Annotated in this window: 15 protein-coding genes; 6 read left to right on the top strand and 9 right to left on the bottom strand. The window is 69.8% G+C overall.

Translation table 11 applies throughout. The annotated features are described in order from the left end of the window. Nucleotides 1–108: 108 nt before the first annotated feature. Nucleotides 109–1611: an IMP dehydrogenase gene (gene guaB / locus ASE56_RS06470; RefSeq protein ID WP_056226477.1), complete on the bottom strand. Its 1503-nt coding sequence runs from the start codon at nucleotides 1609–1611 to the stop codon at nucleotides 109–111. Nucleotides 1612–1957: 346 nt separating this feature from the next. Here guaB and ASE56_RS06465 point away from each other — a divergent pair, with 346 nt between their 5' ends. The 4 genes from ASE56_RS06465 to ASE56_RS06450 are packed head-to-tail and all read left to right on the top strand — an operon-like array spanning nucleotide 1958 to nucleotide 5945. After that, nucleotides 1958–3247, top strand: coding sequence for a branched-chain amino acid ABC transporter permease (locus ASE56_RS06465; protein WP_081349859.1), 1290 nt, complete (start codon nucleotides 1958–1960; stop codon nucleotides 3245–3247). Nucleotides 3248–3254: 7 nt separating this feature from the next. Beyond that, a complete protein-coding gene (locus ASE56_RS06460) occupies nucleotides 3255–4238 on the top strand; it encodes a branched-chain amino acid ABC transporter permease (protein ID WP_056226471.1) in 984 nt (327 codons plus the stop codon). Nucleotides 4239–4275: 37 nt separating this feature from the next. Continuing rightward, nucleotides 4276–5226, top strand: coding sequence for an ABC transporter ATP-binding protein (locus ASE56_RS06455; protein WP_235556969.1), 951 nt, complete (start codon nucleotides 4276–4278; stop codon nucleotides 5224–5226). Beyond that, nucleotides 5223–5945: an ABC transporter ATP-binding protein gene (locus ASE56_RS06450; protein WP_056226465.1), complete on the top strand. Its 723-nt coding sequence runs from the start codon at nucleotides 5223–5225 to the stop codon at nucleotides 5943–5945. Before ASE56_RS06455 ends, ASE56_RS06450 begins: the two co-directional genes overlap by 4 nt. A gap of 541 nt (nucleotides 5946–6486) precedes the next feature. Here the strand turns inward: ASE56_RS06450 and ASE56_RS06445 are convergent. The 3 genes from ASE56_RS06445 to groES all read right to left on the bottom strand — a co-directional run bounded on the left by ASE56_RS06445 (nucleotide 6487) and on the right by groES (nucleotide 9380). Then, nucleotides 6487–7836 carry an ABC transporter substrate-binding protein gene (locus ASE56_RS06445; RefSeq protein WP_056226462.1) on the bottom strand — a complete coding sequence of 450 codons (1350 nt, stop codon included), beginning with the start codon at nucleotides 7834–7836 and terminating at the stop codon, nucleotides 6487–6489. Between the two features lie 167 nt (nucleotides 7837–8003). Continuing rightward, a complete protein-coding gene (gene rarD, locus ASE56_RS06440) occupies nucleotides 8004–8945 on the bottom strand; it encodes an EamA family transporter RarD (protein ID WP_056226459.1) in 942 nt (313 codons plus the stop codon). A gap of 138 nt (nucleotides 8946–9083) precedes the next feature. Then, nucleotides 9084–9380: a co-chaperone GroES gene (groES, locus tag ASE56_RS06435; RefSeq protein ID WP_013583903.1), complete on the bottom strand. Its 297-nt coding sequence runs from the start codon at nucleotides 9378–9380 to the stop codon at nucleotides 9084–9086. A gap of 132 nt (nucleotides 9381–9512) precedes the next feature. Here groES and ASE56_RS06430 point away from each other — a divergent pair, with 132 nt between their 5' ends. Continuing rightward, nucleotides 9513–10700 (top strand): class I SAM-dependent methyltransferase, encoded by a 1188-nt coding sequence (locus ASE56_RS06430; RefSeq protein WP_056226456.1) that lies wholly within the window; start codon nucleotides 9513–9515, stop codon nucleotides 10698–10700. 9 nt (nucleotides 10701–10709) lie between these two features. Here the strand turns inward: ASE56_RS06430 and ASE56_RS06425 are convergent, their stop codons facing one another. Genes ASE56_RS06425 through tsaB form a run of 4 tightly spaced genes read right to left on the bottom strand, consistent with a single transcriptional unit; the run spans nucleotide 10710 to nucleotide 13469 of the window. After that, nucleotides 10710–11174: a hypothetical protein gene (locus ASE56_RS06425; RefSeq protein WP_056226453.1), complete on the bottom strand. Its 465-nt coding sequence runs from the start codon at nucleotides 11172–11174 to the stop codon at nucleotides 10710–10712. Next, entirely contained in the window at nucleotides 11171–12271 is a 1101-nt protein-coding gene (gene tsaD / locus ASE56_RS06420; RefSeq protein ID WP_056228327.1) for a tRNA (adenosine(37)-N6)-threonylcarbamoyltransferase complex transferase subunit TsaD, read from the bottom strand. The genes ASE56_RS06425 and tsaD overlap by 4 nt, the downstream gene beginning before the upstream one ends. Then, a complete protein-coding gene (gene rimI, locus ASE56_RS17695) occupies nucleotides 12271–12837 on the bottom strand; it encodes a ribosomal protein S18-alanine N-acetyltransferase (RefSeq protein ID WP_082450332.1) in 567 nt (188 codons plus the stop codon). The genes tsaD and rimI overlap by 1 nt, the downstream gene beginning before the upstream one ends. Further along, nucleotides 12837–13469, bottom strand: a complete 633-nt coding sequence (tsaB, locus tag ASE56_RS06410) for a tRNA (adenosine(37)-N6)-threonylcarbamoyltransferase complex dimerization subunit type 1 TsaB (protein WP_056226451.1) — start codon at nucleotides 13467–13469, stop codon at nucleotides 12837–12839. Before tsaB ends, rimI begins: the two co-directional genes overlap by 1 nt. A 64-nt stretch (nucleotides 13470–13533) precedes the next feature. Between tsaB and ASE56_RS06405 the strand changes: the two genes are divergently transcribed. Beyond that, nucleotides 13534–14502, top strand: coding sequence for an alpha/beta fold hydrolase (locus ASE56_RS06405; protein ID WP_082450331.1), 969 nt, complete (start codon nucleotides 13534–13536; stop codon nucleotides 14500–14502). On the opposite strand, the gene tsaE is transcribed toward ASE56_RS06405, so the two are convergent. Beyond that, a complete protein-coding gene (gene tsaE / locus ASE56_RS06400) occupies nucleotides 14480–14929 on the bottom strand; it encodes a tRNA (adenosine(37)-N6)-threonylcarbamoyltransferase complex ATPase subunit type 1 TsaE (RefSeq protein WP_056228324.1) in 450 nt (149 codons plus the stop codon). The genes ASE56_RS06405 and tsaE overlap by 23 nt on opposite strands. Nucleotides 14930–14948: the final 19 nt, after the last annotated feature.

Raw genomic sequence — 14948 nt, 5'->3', positions numbered from 1 at the left:
TGCCGTGTCCCCAGCGACCACCCGGGCTTCGGGCGCTACCGCCGAGGAGCCGCGGCGAAACGACTACGGGCCGGGCAGTCGCCTGCCCGGCCCGTTCGTGGGGAACGCCTACTTCTTGTAGTTCGGCGCTTCGACGACGATCTGCACGTCGTGCGGGTGCGACTCCTTGAGTCCCGCCGAGGTGATGCGGACGAACTTGCCCTTGGTCTTGAGCTCCTCGACCGTGCGAGCGCCGACGTAGAACATCGACTGACGCAGCCCGCCGATGAGCTGGTAGGCCACGGCCGCCACGGGGCCGCGGTAGGGCACCTGGCCCTCGATGCCCTCGGGGATCAGCTTGTCGTCGCTGGGGACGTCGGCCTGGAAGTAGCGGTCCTTCGAGTACGAGGTCTTCTTGCCGCGCGTCTGGAGCGCACCGAGCGAGCCCATCCCGCGGTACTGCTTGAACTGCTTGCCGCCCTGGAAGACGATCTCGCCCGGCGACTCGTCGGTTCCGGCGAGGAGCGAGCCCAGCATGACGGTGTCGGCGCCCGCCACGAGGGCCTTGGCGATGTCGCCCGAGTACTGCAGGCCGCCGTCGGCGATCACGGGCACGCCCGCGGGGATTGCCGCCTTCGCCGCCTCGTAGATCGCGGTGACCTGCGGCACGCCGACGCCGGCCACGACGCGGGTGGTGCAGATGGAGCCCGGTCCGACGCCGACCTTCACGGCATCCACCCCCGCGTCGATGAGCGCCTGGGCGCCCTCGCGCGTCGCGACGTTGCCGCCGATGACGTCGACGTGGTCAAAGGTGGGGTCGGCCTTCAGGCGACGCACGATGTCGATCACGCCGGCCGACTGCCCGTTCGCGGTGTCGACCACGAGCACGTCGACGCCCGCGTCGCGCAGGGCCTCGGCGCGCTGCCACGCGTCGCCGAAGAAGCCGATCGCCGCGCCCACGCGCAGGCGCCCCTGCTCGTCCTTGGTGGCGAGCGGGTACTTCTCGCTCTTGTCGAAGTCCTTGATGGTGATGAGGCCGGCGAGCTTGCCGTCGTCGTCGACGAGCGGGAGCTTCTCGACGCGGTGCTTGGCGAAGGTCGCGATGACGTCGTTGGCGTGGATGCCGACGTGCCCGGTGATCAGACCGTCCTTGGTCATGACGTCCTTGACCTTGGTGGTCTGACGCTCGAAGCCCGAGACGAAGCGCATGTCGCGGTTGGTGATGATGCCGACCAGCACGCCGTCGGGGTCGACCACCGGCAGACCCGAGATGCGGTACTGCGCGCACATCGCGTCGACCTCGGCCACCGTGGCATCCGGGTTCGTGGTGATGGGGTTCGAGACCATGCCCGACTCGCTGCGCTTGACCTGGTCGACGATGCCGGCCTGGTCCTCGATCGAGAGGTTGCGGTGCACGATGCCGATACCGCCCTGGCGCGCGATCGCGATCGCCATGCGCGCTTCGGTGACGGTGTCCATCGCGCTCGAGAGCAGGGGCGTCGCCACCGTGATGCGGCGGCTCAGACGCGACGACGTGTCGGCCTCGCTCGGGATGACGTCGGTGTGGCCGGGAAGCAGCAACACGTCGTCGTAAGTCAGTCCGATGAATCCGAACGGGTCGTGCTGCTCCATGAATCCTCCTGCGCGCGCGGCGCCTGCTCGAAAAGGGACGTCGTCGGCTGGGGCGCGTGCGAGGCGCTCCGCCTGAAAGTGTAAGCGCCGGAGGGGCGTCTTTTCTTCCCCGCCCGCGCGGTATACCCCACCCTGCGCTCTTCCCTCTACCCCCGTTCCGCATTCTCGACGGCGCCGGAAATGCGCAACGCACAGCGAATCCATCGCATCCAGGTATCGTTCTCGCATCGACTGCTGCGATGGAAACAACGCGGCAATATTCCCGGACTACGGTGTCCGGGCGGCGACGGTCCACGTCGTCGAACGACCAGGAGGTTTCGTGACCACTCGGCAAGCATCCCCACGGATGCCTCGCCGTCGACGCTCGATCTTGACGCTGTTGTCAGGACTCTTCGCTGCCGCCCTGGTGCTCGGGTTCGCCCCGGCATCGACGGCAGCCGTCAACGATGAGGATCTTCCCTATTCGATCACGGTGAACGTGCGCTCCGAAGGTGAGCCCGTCGCTCAAGCGAAGGTGACCGCCACAGACGGTTCCTTCACCGGCGAGGCCACAACGGACGAGCGCGGTCGCGCGACGATCAAGGTCCCCACGAAAGAGGGGGCGTGGACGGTCGACCTCGACCGCAACTCGCTCCCCTCGGGAGTCACCGTCCCCGACGGGCAGGAGTTCGAGCGGCAGGTGCAGTTCGGCAGCTCCAGCACCGTCTCGAGCAACTTCACCCTCGGCGCCGCAGAGCGTCAGACGGTCGGCTTCATGGACCAGCTGCTCTCTCGCACGGTGAACGGCCTGAACTTCGGCCTCATGCTCGCCCTCGCCGCGATCGGCCTCTCCCTCGTGTTCGGCACGACGGGCCTGTCGAACTTCGCGCACGGCGAGATGGTGACCTTCGGCGCCATCGCCGCCCTCTTCCTGAGCGCCGGCACCGGGTGGTCGATCTGGATCGCCATCCCGCTCGCGGTGATCCTCTCGGGGGTCTTCGGACTCGCGATGGATGCCGGGATCTGGCGGCCCCTCCGGCGCAAGGGCCTCGGCATCGTCCAGCTCATGATCGTCTCGATCGGTCTCTCGCTCGCGCTGCGCTACATCTTCCAGATCTTCATCGGTGGTGGCACGCAGCAGCTCCCGGGGGCGTCGAGCGACATCATCCCGGGCCTCGGGTCGATCCGCATCAGCGTCACCGACCTGACCAGCATGGGCATCTCGATCGTCGTCATCGCGGCGTTCGCGTGGTTCCTCACGCGCACGCGACTGGGTCGCGCCACGCGCGCGGTGTCGGACAACCCGTCGCTGGCCGCTGCGAGCGGCATCGACGTCGACAACGTCGTGCGCATGGTCTGGATCCTGTCATCGGCGCTGGCCGGTCTCGCGGGCGTCCTGTGGGCCTACTTCCGCCCCGGCATCCGCTGGGACATGGGTTCCGGCATCCTGCTTCTCATGTTCGCCGCCGTCGTGCTCGGCGGACTCGGTACCGCGTTCGGAGCCCTCATCGGCTCGATCGTGGTCGGCCTCCTCGTCGAGGTGTCCACCCTGTGGATCCCCTCCGACATGAAGTATGTGGGCGCCCTCGTCGTGCTCATTGTCATCCTCCTCTTCCGGCCGCAGGGCATCCTCGGCCGCCGAGAGCGAATCGGGTAGGTAAACCATGGACTTCCTGCAGATCCTCTCCAACACGGCCTCGCAGATCCTCGCGCCGGCCACGTTCGGTTACGCCCTCGCCGCCATCGGCCTGTCGATGCACTTCGGCTTCGCCGGCCTCCTCAACATGGGCGTCGCCGGCTTCATGGCCATCGGCGCGTACGGCTTCGCGATCTCGATCCTGACGTTCGGTCTCGCGTGGCCGATCGCGGCCCTGATCGGTTTCGCCGCCGCCGTCGTGTTCGCGCTCATCATGGGCATCCCGACGCTGCGACTGCGAGGCGACTACCTCGCCATCGTCACGATCGCGGCCGCCGAGATCCTCCGTCTGGTGTTCCTGACCTCGACCTTCCGTGGCGTCACGGGCTCGGCCGACGGTCTGTTCAACTTCCAGTCCGGCTGGCGCGGCGAGAACAACCCGCTCCCCGCGGGCGACTACGGCTTCGGCCCGTGGACCTACAACGCCAACCGGTGGTACGTCATCATCCTCGGCCTGCTCGCCGTCGTGGTCGCCGTGCTCCTGGTCTGGATGCTCATGCGCAGCCCCTGGGGTCGTGTCATCCGCGGCATCCGAGAAGACGAGGACGCCGTGCGCGCGCTCGGCAAGAACGTCTTCGCCTTCAAGATGCAGGCGCTCGTCATCGGCGGCGTGATCATCGCGGCGGGCGGCATCATCACCGCGATGGACACGAACGTGAACCCGAACGTGTACGTCACGTCGCAGACGTTCTTCGTCTACACGGCGTTGCTCCTCGGTGGGGCCGCGACGATCTTCGGCCCGGTGCTCGGCGCGGTGCTGTTCTGGGTCGTGCGCGCGTTCCTGTCGAACCTGCTGCCGGCGCTGTCCTCGATCGGACTGCTGCCGTTCCTCACCGCCGACCAGTCCCAGATGCTCGTCTTCGTCATCGTCGGCGTCGCGCTCATGCTGCTCGTGATCTTCCGCCCCCAGGGAATCCTGGGCAGCAAGAAGGAGATGACCTTTGTCCGATGAGTCCACGCCGGTCGTGCCCAGCGCTCCCGCGCAACGGGTGAAGGCGACCGGACTGCACAAGGGCGAGATCGCCCCCGGCGTCGCCAAAGTCGATCCGATCATCGTCGCCGACAACGTCCGTCGCGACTTCGGCGGCAACACCGCCGTCGACGTGAAGCACCTCGAGATCCCGCGCAACGCCATCACGGCGCTGATCGGGCCCAACGGTGCGGGCAAGACGACGCTGTTCAACCTGCTCACCGGTTTCGACAAGCCCAACAGCGGCCAGTGGTCGTTCGACGGTCGCAACCTCGCCGGTATCCCCGCGTTCAAGGCGGCCCGGATGGGCCAGGTCCGTACGTTCCAGCTCACCAAGGCGCTGGGCCTTCTCACCGTGCTCGAGAACATGAAGCTGGGCGCCACGAAGCAGAAGGGCGAGAGCCTGCTCTCGAGCATCCTCCCCTTCGTCTGGCGCAAGCAGGAGACCGCCAACGACGAGAAGGCGCGCGATCTGCTGAAGCGGTTCAAGCTCGACTCCAAGGAGACGGACTTCGCCGCGTCGCTCTCGGGCGGTCAGCGCAAGCTCCTCGAGATGGCGCGAGCGCTCATGAGCGACCCGACGCTGGTCATGCTCGACGAGCCGATGGCCGGTGTCAACCCGGCGCTGACGCAGTCGCTGCTCGACCACATCCTCGACCTGAAGGATCTCGGGATGACCGTGCTCTTCGTCGAGCACGACATGCACATGGTCCGCCACATCGCCGACTGGGTCGTGGTGATGGCCGAGGGCAAGATCGTCGCCGAGGGACCGCCCGACACCGTCATGAAGGACCAGGCCGTGATCGACGCCTACCTCGGAGCCCATCAGGACGTCGACCTCGGCGTCGTCACGGGTCGCCACGAGGGGACGGTCGATTCGGCCGCCGCCGCCGAGCTGCTCGAGACCGCTCAGCAGGTCGACGCCGCGATCGACAACGAGTCGTCGCACGAGAAGGAGGACGGTCGATGACCGCCAACGTTGTCGAGCTCCGCGACGTTCACGCCGGCTACCTGCCGGGCGTGAACATCCTCAACGGCGCCAACCTCACCGCCGCTCCCGGCGAGCTGATCGGCATCATCGGCCCCAACGGCGCCGGCAAGTCCACGATGCTCAAGGCGATCTTCGGTCAGGTGAAGGTGCGCTCGGGCTCGGTCCTGCTGCAGGGCGAGGAGATCACGGGGCTGCGGGCGAACAAGCTCGTCGCGAAGGGCGTCGGGTTCGTCCCCCAGACGAACAACGTCTTCCCGAGCCTCACGATCGCCGAGAACCTGCAGATGGGTCTCTACCAGCGGCCGAAGGGGTTCAACGAGCGCGTCGACTTCGTCACGAGCATCTTCCCCGACCTCGCCAAGCGCCTGAAGCAGCGGGCGGGATCGCTGTCGGGCGGTGAGCGCCAGATGGTCGCCATGGGCCGCGCGCTCATGATGGACCCGAAGGTGCTGCTGCTCGACGAGCCGTCGGCCGGTCTCTCTCCCGTCCGTCAGGACGAGGCGTTCATCCGCGTCTCCGAGATCAACAAGGCCGGCGTGACCTGCATCATGGTGGAGCAGAACGCCCGCCGCTGCCTGCAGATCTGCGACCGCGGCTACGTGCTCGACCAGGGCCGTGACGCCTACACGGGCACGGGTCGCGAGCTCATGGACGACCCGGCCGTGATCGGTCTGTACCTGGGCACGCTCGGCACCTGAGCCGCGCTCCCGCCGGAAGGCCCGAGTCCCCCTGGGGCTCGGGCCTTCTTCGTTCGGTGAGGCTGCGCTCCCCCGCCCCTGCCGACGAGCAGCGCACCCGTGCACCCGATGCGGCCGCGGGCTCCGCCATCCGCTTCCGTCGACGAGCCGACTCGCGCATCCGCCCGTCGCGCGGTGAACCCGGCCACCCGCCCCGCCGAAGAGCGGCGCGCTCGTCCGTCCGTCGCGGCCTCGGGCTCCGGCATCCCTCCCCCGCCCGTCCGACTCGACACCGGCGTCGAGCCCGCGGAACCCGGATCGCGCCGTCCGCGTCCTACGACCCCCGTCGGTGACCGATCCGGGAAGCCCCGACGCCCTACCGATGGGCGCGTCCCTCGTCCGCGGGTCCTTTCCGGATGCCGCGACGTCCCGCCCCCGTTCCGCCCCTCGCCCGCGGGTCCGCTGCAGACCCCACCCACGCCCGGGAACGGCCCTCGGCGCCGCTGCGCGCACGACAAGAGGCCCCGGGACCGAAGTCCCGGGGCCTCTCAGAGGGAACCGATCAACCGGCGCGGAGCCAGCTGTAGTTGTTGTCGTCGCCGTACTCGAAGACACCGATGGTGGCCTGCGTCGGGTCGCCCACGTCGTTGAACGTGATCGGGCCCGAGACGCCGTCGTAGTCGGCTTCGCCGCCGCCGACGATGATGTCGGCGCACTGGGCGTAGCTGGTGCACTTCGTGCCGTTGCCCGAACCGCCCGAGACCGCCTGCATGTTCGCGGCCACGTCGGGACCGGCCGCCGAGCCCGCCTTCAGCGCCGCGAGGGCGAGGAGGACGACCGAGTCGTACGACTCGGGGGCGTAGGTGTAGTCCTCGAGCTTGGCGTTGCCCTTACCCGTCCAGAACGAATCCAGCGTGCTGCGGAAGGTCGCCGTCGAGTCGGGGTCGACGCTGGGGTACGTGCCCTTGGCACCGGTGAGGGTGCCGTTGGGGAACTGCGTGCCGAAGTTCTTCAGGTTGCCGTCGACGAAGAACAGCTTGTCCTTCGCGAAGCTGGCCGTCAGGTCGGGGATGATCGTCGAGACCTCGTCGAACGTGATCAGGGCGATCGCGTCGGGCTTCTGGGCCAGGACGTCCTCGATCTGCGCCGAGAAGTTCGTGTCACCGGTGTTGTAGAGGCTGGTGGCCACGACGGATCCGCCCGCGCCCTCGAACGCCTTCTTGGTGAAGCACGCGAGGCCGGTGCCGTACGAGTCGTTCAGCACGATCATGCCGAGGGTCTCGTTGCCCTCGGAGGCGATCAGGTTGCCGAGAACCTCGCCCTGGAGCACGTCCGAGGGAGCAGTCCGCCAGTACAGGCCCTTGTCGTTGTAGCCCGTGAAGGCCGCCGAGGTGTTGGCCGGCGAGATCTGAACGGCGTTGGCCGCGATGACCTGGTCGATGAACTGCAGCGAGGTGCCCGACGACGCCGCACCCACGATGGCCGTGGCACCGGCGCCGAGCAGGCGCGGGATCTCGGTCTCGTAGGCCTTGTTGTCGGTGTCACCCGAGTCGCCCTGGATGAGGTTGATGTTGACGCCCTTATTGGCGGCGTTGATGTCGGATGCCGCGAGCTCGGTGCCCGCGATCTCGGGCGGGCCGAGGAAGGCGAGGTTACCCGTGACGGGCAGGGCCGTACCGATGTTGTACGTGAGGTCCTTGGCGGGGCCGGTCGAGGTCGACGAGTACTCGGGCGTGTACGAGGCGGGTTCGGCGGCGTTGCAGTCGATCGGGAAGTCGCCCCCACCGGCGGCGTTGCCGGAGTCGGACGGAGTGCTGGTGCCGGTACAACCGGCGAGGACGAGCGCGGTGACGCCGACCACGGCGAAGCCGCCGATGATCTTCGCCGCACGCGAACGGGAGAGGACACTCATATGGGTGCTCCTTGGTGAGGTGGAACCGCGCGGATAACCCGCTCGGATTGTGACAAACCTAATGGCGCACTTGTAGCCGTGATGTTGCAATGTGTTAACGGTCGATTACGCGACCTAATCGTTACTTTCGCGCGGCAATTGCGGGCCGAGAAACGAAGGAAAAGGCGTCACACGGGCTCGACGACATCGACCGGAGCCCGCCGATGACGACGCGAAGCGACGACGGAGTCGACGCTGAGGATCGCGAGAGCCGCCCAGACGAGGGCGAAACCGACCCAGCGCTCCACCGTCATGGGCTCGTGCAGCACCCACACCCCGATCGCGAACTGGATGATCGGCGCGACGAACTGCAGCAGGCCGATGACGGTGAGAGGCACGCGTCGCGCACCCGAGGCGAACAGCAGCAGGGGGACGGCCGTGACGGCCCCCGCCGAGAGGAGGAGAACCGTGTGCAGCGTTCCCGCCGTGCCCAGGGTGATCCCCGTGAGGTTCGCGACGAACACCAATTGGATGGCGGCGACCGGCAGGAGCCAGAGCGATTCGAGGGTGAGCCCGCTGACGGCATCCACCGCCGGCCCGATCTGCTTCTTCACGAGACCGTAGAAGCCGAACGAGAAGGCGAGGGTCAGCGCGATCCAGGGGAACGCGCCGTAGCCGATGACGATCACCGCGACCGCGACGACGGCGAGGCCGATGGCGATCCACGGCACGAGGCGAAGCCGCTCGCGCAGCACGATGACTCCGAGCAGCACGGTCACGATCGGGTTGATGAAGTAGCCCAGGCTCGTCTCGATGACCCGATCGGTCAGCGCGCCGAACAGATAGGTCTGCCAGTTCACGTAGATGAGCACGCCAGCCACCGCGGTGAGCCCCATCAGACGCGGCTGGCGCACGATCGCGAGGAACGGCCGCCACATGCGCAGCACCGTCAACAGCAGCAGGCAGAAGACGAACGCGAGGATGATCCGCCAGGCCACGACCTCGAACGGGCCGGTGGGCTTGAGCTGCAGGAAGTAGATCGGCAGGACGCCCCACAATAGGTAGGCGCCGAGGGCGTACAGCGCACCGCGGGTGCTCCCACCGGTCGGAGCGGAGGGAGCGGAGGTCACCGATCCAGCCTAGGGCTCCGCTCGCGCGTCGGGCCGCCGACCATCGCGCCTTTCCTGCCAGAGGGAGCCGATGAGCGCCGGGGACGACGAAGGCCCCGGATGCCGTGGCATCCGGGGCCTTCGAACGATCTCACTCGATCAGCGGACGACGACCGCCAGGACGTCGCGAGCCGAGAGCACGAGGTACTCCTCGGCGCCGAACTTGACCTCGGTGCCGCCGTACTTGCTGTAGAGCACGCGGTCGCCGACGGCGACGTCGAGGGGGACACGGTTGCCGTTGTCGTCGATGCGGCCGGGGCCGACGGCGACGACTTCGCCCTCCTGCGGCTTCTCCTTGGCGGTGTCGGGGATGACGAGACCACTCGCAGTGGTCTGCTCAGCCTCGACCTGCTTGATGACGATGCGGTCCTCGAGCGGCTTGATGGAAACCGACACGGTCTACCTCTTCTTTCTCGTTACAGAAGACTTGTCAGCACTCACGCGGGGAGAGTGCTAATTCGAGTGTAGAGAAGCGCTGGCACTCACGCAACGCGAGTGCCAGCAACGACCCGCGCCTAGGCTGAATCGGTGGACACCACCGAGCTGACCGCCCTGCTCACACCCGAGGGCCTGCGCCTCCTCGACGAGGTGGGCGCCCTCGACTCGACCGACGAGGTCGCCCGAGCCGTGTCGCGCCTGCGAGCCGCCGGGCACTCCCCCGATCTCGTCTCGGCCGTCGTCGGGCAAGCGCGCCTCCGCGTCCGTGCGGCCGCGAAGTTCGGCCCCTTCGCCGAGCGGATGCTCTTCACGAAGGCCGGCCTCGAACAGGCCACGCGCCTGTCCATCGCCGCCCGACACGCGGGTCGCTTTCGCGCCGCGGGGATCGACCGCGTGACCGACCTCGGCTGCGGGATCGGCGGGGACGCCCTCGGGATGGCGGGTCTCGGCGTCCGGGTGCACGCCGTCGACGCCGACGAGGTGACCGCCGCGATCGCCGCCTACAACCTCGCCCCCTTCGGCGACGCGGCCACGGTGCAGCACGCGCGGGCCGAGGACGTCGACCTGAGCGGGACGGATGCCGTCTGGCTCGATCCCGCGCGCCGCACCGCGGGGCACGCCGAGACGCGACAGGTGTCGTCCGCCGAGTGGTCGCCGTCTCTCGAATGGGTCTTCGAGCTGCTGAAGACGAAGCCGGGTGGGGTGAAGCTCGGGCCGGGATTCGACCGCACGCAGATCCCCGACGACGTCGAGGCGCAGTGGATCAGCGCCGACGGCTCGACCATCGAACTCGTCCTCTGGGCCGGATCCCTCGCCCGCGCGGGCGTGCGACGCGCCGCACTCGTGGTGCGGGGCGCAGACGCCTGGGAGCTCACCGCCCCGGCCGACAGCGCCGACGTCGCGGACCGCGAACTCGGCGCGTTCGTCCACGAGCCCGACGGCGCCGTCATCCGCGCACGGCTCATCGGCGAGGTCGGACGAGCCCTGGATGCCGGCATGCTCGCGCCCGGCATCGCGTACCTGACCTCCGACGCGGCGTTGACGAGCCCGTTCGTGTCGTCGTTCCGCGTGCGCGAGCAGCTGCCGGCCGACCCGAAGAAACTCGCTCAGGCCCTCCGCACCCGGGGCATCGGCACGCTGGAGATCAAGAAGCGCGGTGTCGATGTGGATCCGGCGGTGCTCCGCAAGAAGCTCGCGCTTCGCGGGGACGCGTCCGCCACGCTCATCCTCACGCGCGTGGGGTCGAAGCGGCTCGCCCTCCTGGCCGACCGCGTCTGACGACCCGGGTCACCCGACCAAGAGCTGCGAGAAACCCCAGATCAACCATCCGACGCTGAACGCGATCGACACCACCGCGAGAGCGAGAGCCCAGACGGCGACCCGTCGGCTGTCGTGCGCCCGGCGGAGGGAGACGGTCGCGAGGATCGCCCCGACGACACCGATCGGCACCAGCCACCCGGTGAACAGCGCCGCCGCGAGGGCGATGATCGCCACCCCCAGGCCCCAGGGCGCGACGGACGGCGGCTTCGGCGGAACGGGCGGCGCGTACGGGATCAGATGATCGCCGAACGCGGCCATCTCGAGTTGAGCGGTCGGCAGGCGACCGTCGTCATCGTCACCCGCGTCGGGGGTCGTCATCTCGGAACCCGCCGCCCGGACGTCGGCGGGCAGAGGTGGCACGGGAGGCAGCTCGACCGCGGGGGCGACGTCCTCCTTGCGGGCCCGACGCGTGGGCGGTGGCACCTCGGTCACGGGGTGGCTCCCGCGCGCGGCGCCGGGGTCTCGGCATCCGGATCCTCCGCCACCTGGATCTCGGTGACGGGGAGCGTCGAATCGGCCCCGAAGGCGAGGGTCGAGGGGCGACGGCCCGACGAGATGAGCTCCGCCGCGAGCGCAGCGATCATCGCGCCGTTGTCGGTGCACAGCCGCAGCGGCGGGATGCGCACGGCGACCCCGGCGGCCGCCGCACGCTCGAGAGCGACATCGCGCAGGCGCTTGTTGGCGATCACGCCACCGCCGAGCAGCAGACGCGGCACGCCGTGCCGCGCGCACGCGTCGAGGGCCTTCGTCACGAGCACATCGACGACGGCCTCGCGGAACGACGCGGCGACATCGGCGACCGGAACGGGCTCCCCCGCGGCCTCGTGCTGCTCGACCCAGCGCGCCACGGCTGTCTTCAGCCCCGAGAACGAGAAGTCGTAGCGGTGGGATGCCATGTCGGAGGCGCGGGAGAGGCCGCGCGGGAAGCGGATCGCCGTCGGGTCGCCCTCGGCCGCGGCACGATCGATCTCGGGGCCACCGGGGTACGGGAGCTTGAGCAGGCGGGCGACTTTGTCGAACGCCTCGCCGGCCGCGTCGTCCATCGTCTCGCCGAGGAGCTCGACGTCGCTCGTCAGGTCGCGCACCAGCAGGAGCGAGGTGTGCCCGCCGCTGACGAGCAGGGCGACGGTCGGGTACTCCAGCTCCCCCGCGTCGGCGTCGAGGATGTCGGCGGCGATGTGCCCGACGAGGTGGTTGACGGCGTACAGCGGCTTGTCGAGGGCGACCGCGAGCCCCTTGGCGGCCCCCACGCCGACCATCAGGGCACCCGCCAGGCCCGGCCCGCTCGTCACCGCCACGGCGTCGAGATCCGCGAGGGTCACACCGGCCTCGGCGAGGGCCGCGTCGATCGAGGGCTGCAGAGCCTCGAGGTGGGCGCGCGCGGCGACCTCGGGCACGACCCCGCCGTAGCGGGCGTGCTCGTCCATGCTCGAGGCGATCGTGTTGCTGAGCAGCTGTCGACCGCGCACGATCCCGATACCGGTCTCGTCGCAACTGGTCTCGATGCCGAGCACGAGAGGCGCGTTCATCAGCACCAGCCCTTTCCGGTGGTGGTCGGGGAGGACGGCGCCTCCGCGCCGTCGACGGGCGGAGAGCTCTCGGTCGAGGCGGATGCGGGGGCCGTCGGCTCCGCCCGCCGGGCGACCCAGCCGCGCAGGTTCAGCTGCATGACGATCGCGTCGACGTCGTCGGGTTGGTAGTAGCGGGGGCGACGCCCCACCTCGGCGAACCCCTCCGAGAGGTACAGCTTCTGTGCGACGGAATTGTCGGCGCGCACCTCGAGGAACACGTCGTGGACCCCGCGGCGCGCGGCCTCGTCGAGCAGAGCGGTCAGCAGGGCTCGGCCCCGCCCCCGACCCCGCGCGGCCTCGGAGATCGTGATGGTCTGGATGTCGGCATCCCGAGCCCCGTGCACAGCGCGCAGACCCGCGTAGCCGAGGACCCGCCCTGCCTCTTCGGCGACGACGTACCAGCCGTGCGGCGACGCGAGCTCCTCGCGCATCATCGCCGGGCTCCACGCGTCGGTCGGGAACGAGGCGTGCTCGAGCGCCATGATCCCGTCGAGGTCGGCGACGGTGGCGGTCCGCGTCGCCATCAGCTCACCCGCTTCGGCGCGTGGGCGGCGACGACGTCGGGGCTGCGCAGGTACAGGGGCTCCGAGTCCGCGAGCGTGCGGCCGGCGTCGAGGGCTCGCGCCGCGGCGAGCGCGATCATCGCGGCCGACACGATCGTGGCATCGTACCGACGCGCACCGGCCGCATCGAGCCGGGCGTCGAGGTCGTCACGGGGGCTCAGCTGCGCACCGGAGACCCGAACGGGAAGACCGTCGTCGTCGATGCCCTCGTAGACGCTGTAGGCGAACTCCTTGCGGCGTGCATCGGTGACGACGGCGAACCGACCGGTATCGCCGCCCGTCAACGCGTCGGAGAGGAGGACACCGAGGGCGATACCGTCGTGGCTCGGCACGGGCACGACCGGCACCCCGCGCCCGAGGGCGTAGACGCGGGCCGTGGCGATGCCCACCCGCAGCCCGGTGAAGGGTCCGGGGCCCATGCCGATAGCGACGTGCGTGGGGGCGGGCGCTCCGGCGGTCGCGCGGACCAGCAGATCGCCGATCACCTCCGCGTGGCCGAGGGGATTTCCGCTCTGCTCGTCGGCGAGCACTTCCCCGTCGCGGGCGATCGCGGCGACGGCGGTGCCGAGCGAGGTGTCGATGCCGAGAATCACGGTTCCAGGGTATCCGCCCCCTCTCCACGGCATCCGACCGCGCCCTCCGCTCCGAAGAAAGGGCATGGATGCCGACGACCTCGCGCTGCGGCGCGTCGTGGTCCCCACCGGGGTGGGGCCGCTGGTGGTGCACGCCGGCCGCCGGTCGGGCAGCCCCGTGGCGACGATCCTGGTGCACGGCGCCGCGGGGTCGTGGCGCACCTGGGGTGCCCTGATGGCGGCATCCGACGGGCTCCGGCTCCCCCTGTCGGACATCGTCGCGATCGACCTGCCCGGCTGGGGCGAGACGCCCGGGCCCGTGCCGGAGCCGGCCGAGATCGCCGTGGCGGTCGCCGCGGCCGCTCGCGCGCTCGGCTACCCGCGTTGGCGCGTGGTCGGGCATTCCCTCGGCGGAGTGATCGCTCTCGACGTCGCCGCCCGCTTCCCGCGCGAGACCGTCGCGGTCGGGGTCGTGTCACCGAGCGGAGCGGGAGCGCGGGCCATCGCGCGGCACCCCGTCCGCAGCGCCGCCCGGCTGCCCTGGCTCGCGGGGATGGTGCTCGCGATGCGGGTGCTGCGCGGACTCGGCCCCCTCGCCCGCCCGTTGCTGCGCCTGCTGCGTCGTACCGGCGCGTTGCGTCGTCTTGCGCGACCGCTGTTCCGGCACCCCGAGCGTGTGAGTCGGTCGGTGACCGACGACCTCGCCGAAGAGATCCGCCCGTCGGCCTTCCTCGCCGCGGCGCACCTCTCGACCGGCCACGACGACGGCGTCTGGCGTCGGATCACCTGTCCGGTGCGATCGGTGCGGGGCGCGCACGACGTGTTCGTCGCCGAGCGCGACGCTCGGGAATGGGGGCGCCTCATGAACGATTACGACGATCGCGTCCTCGACGACAGCGGGCACTTCGCCCACGTCGAGCAGCCGGTCGAGACGCTCCGGGCCCTGCGCGAGGTGTGGGCGGCGGACCGCGCTCCGGCTCCCCGCGGAGGATCCGGGCGCCCCCGCTCATCCATCGCGCGGCGCTCGAACCTCAGGGGCGACGCGAGATCGTGACCCGGCGCGGGGCATCGGCGTCGAGTTCGACGGTGTGCACCGCGATCTCGCCGCACGCGTTGTCGACGCCTCGGCCCCCGACCTGACGATCGATCTCGATCTCCCACCACGAGTCGGCGAGGTATTCGGCGACACCGCGACCCCACTCGACGATCACCGCCGACCCCGCGACGTCGATGTCGAGGTCGTCGAGCTCAACGGCGGCTCCGAGCCGGTACGCGTCCACGTGCACCAGCGGCGTCCCGCCGACCAGGGACGGGTGAGTGCGGGCGATCACGAAGGTGGGGCTCTGAACGGGACCCCGGATGCCGAGACCCTCGCCGATACCTCGGGTCAGGGTCGTCTTTCCGGCGCCGAGGGGGCCGGTCATCACGATCACGTCACCCGGCTCGAGAGCGCGGCCGATGCTCCGTCCGAGCTCCTCCATGTCGCCCGGGCCCTCGACG

It is taken from the genome of Microbacterium sp. Leaf203 (assembly GCF_001421275.1).
GTDB lineage: Bacteria > Actinomycetota > Actinomycetes > Actinomycetales > Microbacteriaceae > Microbacterium > Microbacterium testaceum_A.
Note: the sequence above shows the minus strand (reverse complement) of the source record. Positions and strands in the feature narration are given on the sequence as shown.

Bases quoted from the DNA above. Each gene is read 5' to 3' on its own strand.
- tsaE (WP_056228324.1), bottom strand. From the start codon at position 14,929: ATGGAGGAGCTCGGACGGAGCATCGGCCGCGCTCTCGAGCCGGGTGAC.
- ASE56_RS06405 (WP_082450331.1), top strand. From the start codon at position 13,534: ATGGATGCCGACGACCTCGCGCTGCGGCGCGTCGTGGTCCCCACCGGG.
- tsaD (WP_056228327.1), bottom strand. From the start codon at position 12,271: ATGAACGCGCCTCTCGTGCTCGGCATCGAGACCAGTTGCGACGAGACC.
- ASE56_RS06465 (WP_081349859.1), top strand. From the start codon at position 1,958: ATGCCTCGCCGTCGACGCTCGATCTTGACGCTGTTGTCAGGACTCTTC.
- ASE56_RS06460 (WP_056226471.1), top strand. From the start codon at position 3,255: ATGGACTTCCTGCAGATCCTCTCCAACACGGCCTCGCAGATCCTCGCG.
- rimI (WP_082450332.1), bottom strand. From the start codon at position 12,837: ATGGCGACGCGGACCGCCACCGTCGCCGACCTCGACGGGATCATGGCG.
- ASE56_RS06450 (WP_056226465.1), top strand. From the start codon at position 5,223: ATGACCGCCAACGTTGTCGAGCTCCGCGACGTTCACGCCGGCTACCTG.
- ASE56_RS06445 (WP_056226462.1), bottom strand. From the start codon at position 7,836: ATGAGTGTCCTCTCCCGTTCGCGTGCGGCGAAGATCATCGGCGGCTTC.
- guaB (WP_056226477.1), bottom strand. From the start codon at position 1,611: ATGGAGCAGCACGACCCGTTCGGATTCATCGGACTGACTTACGACGAC.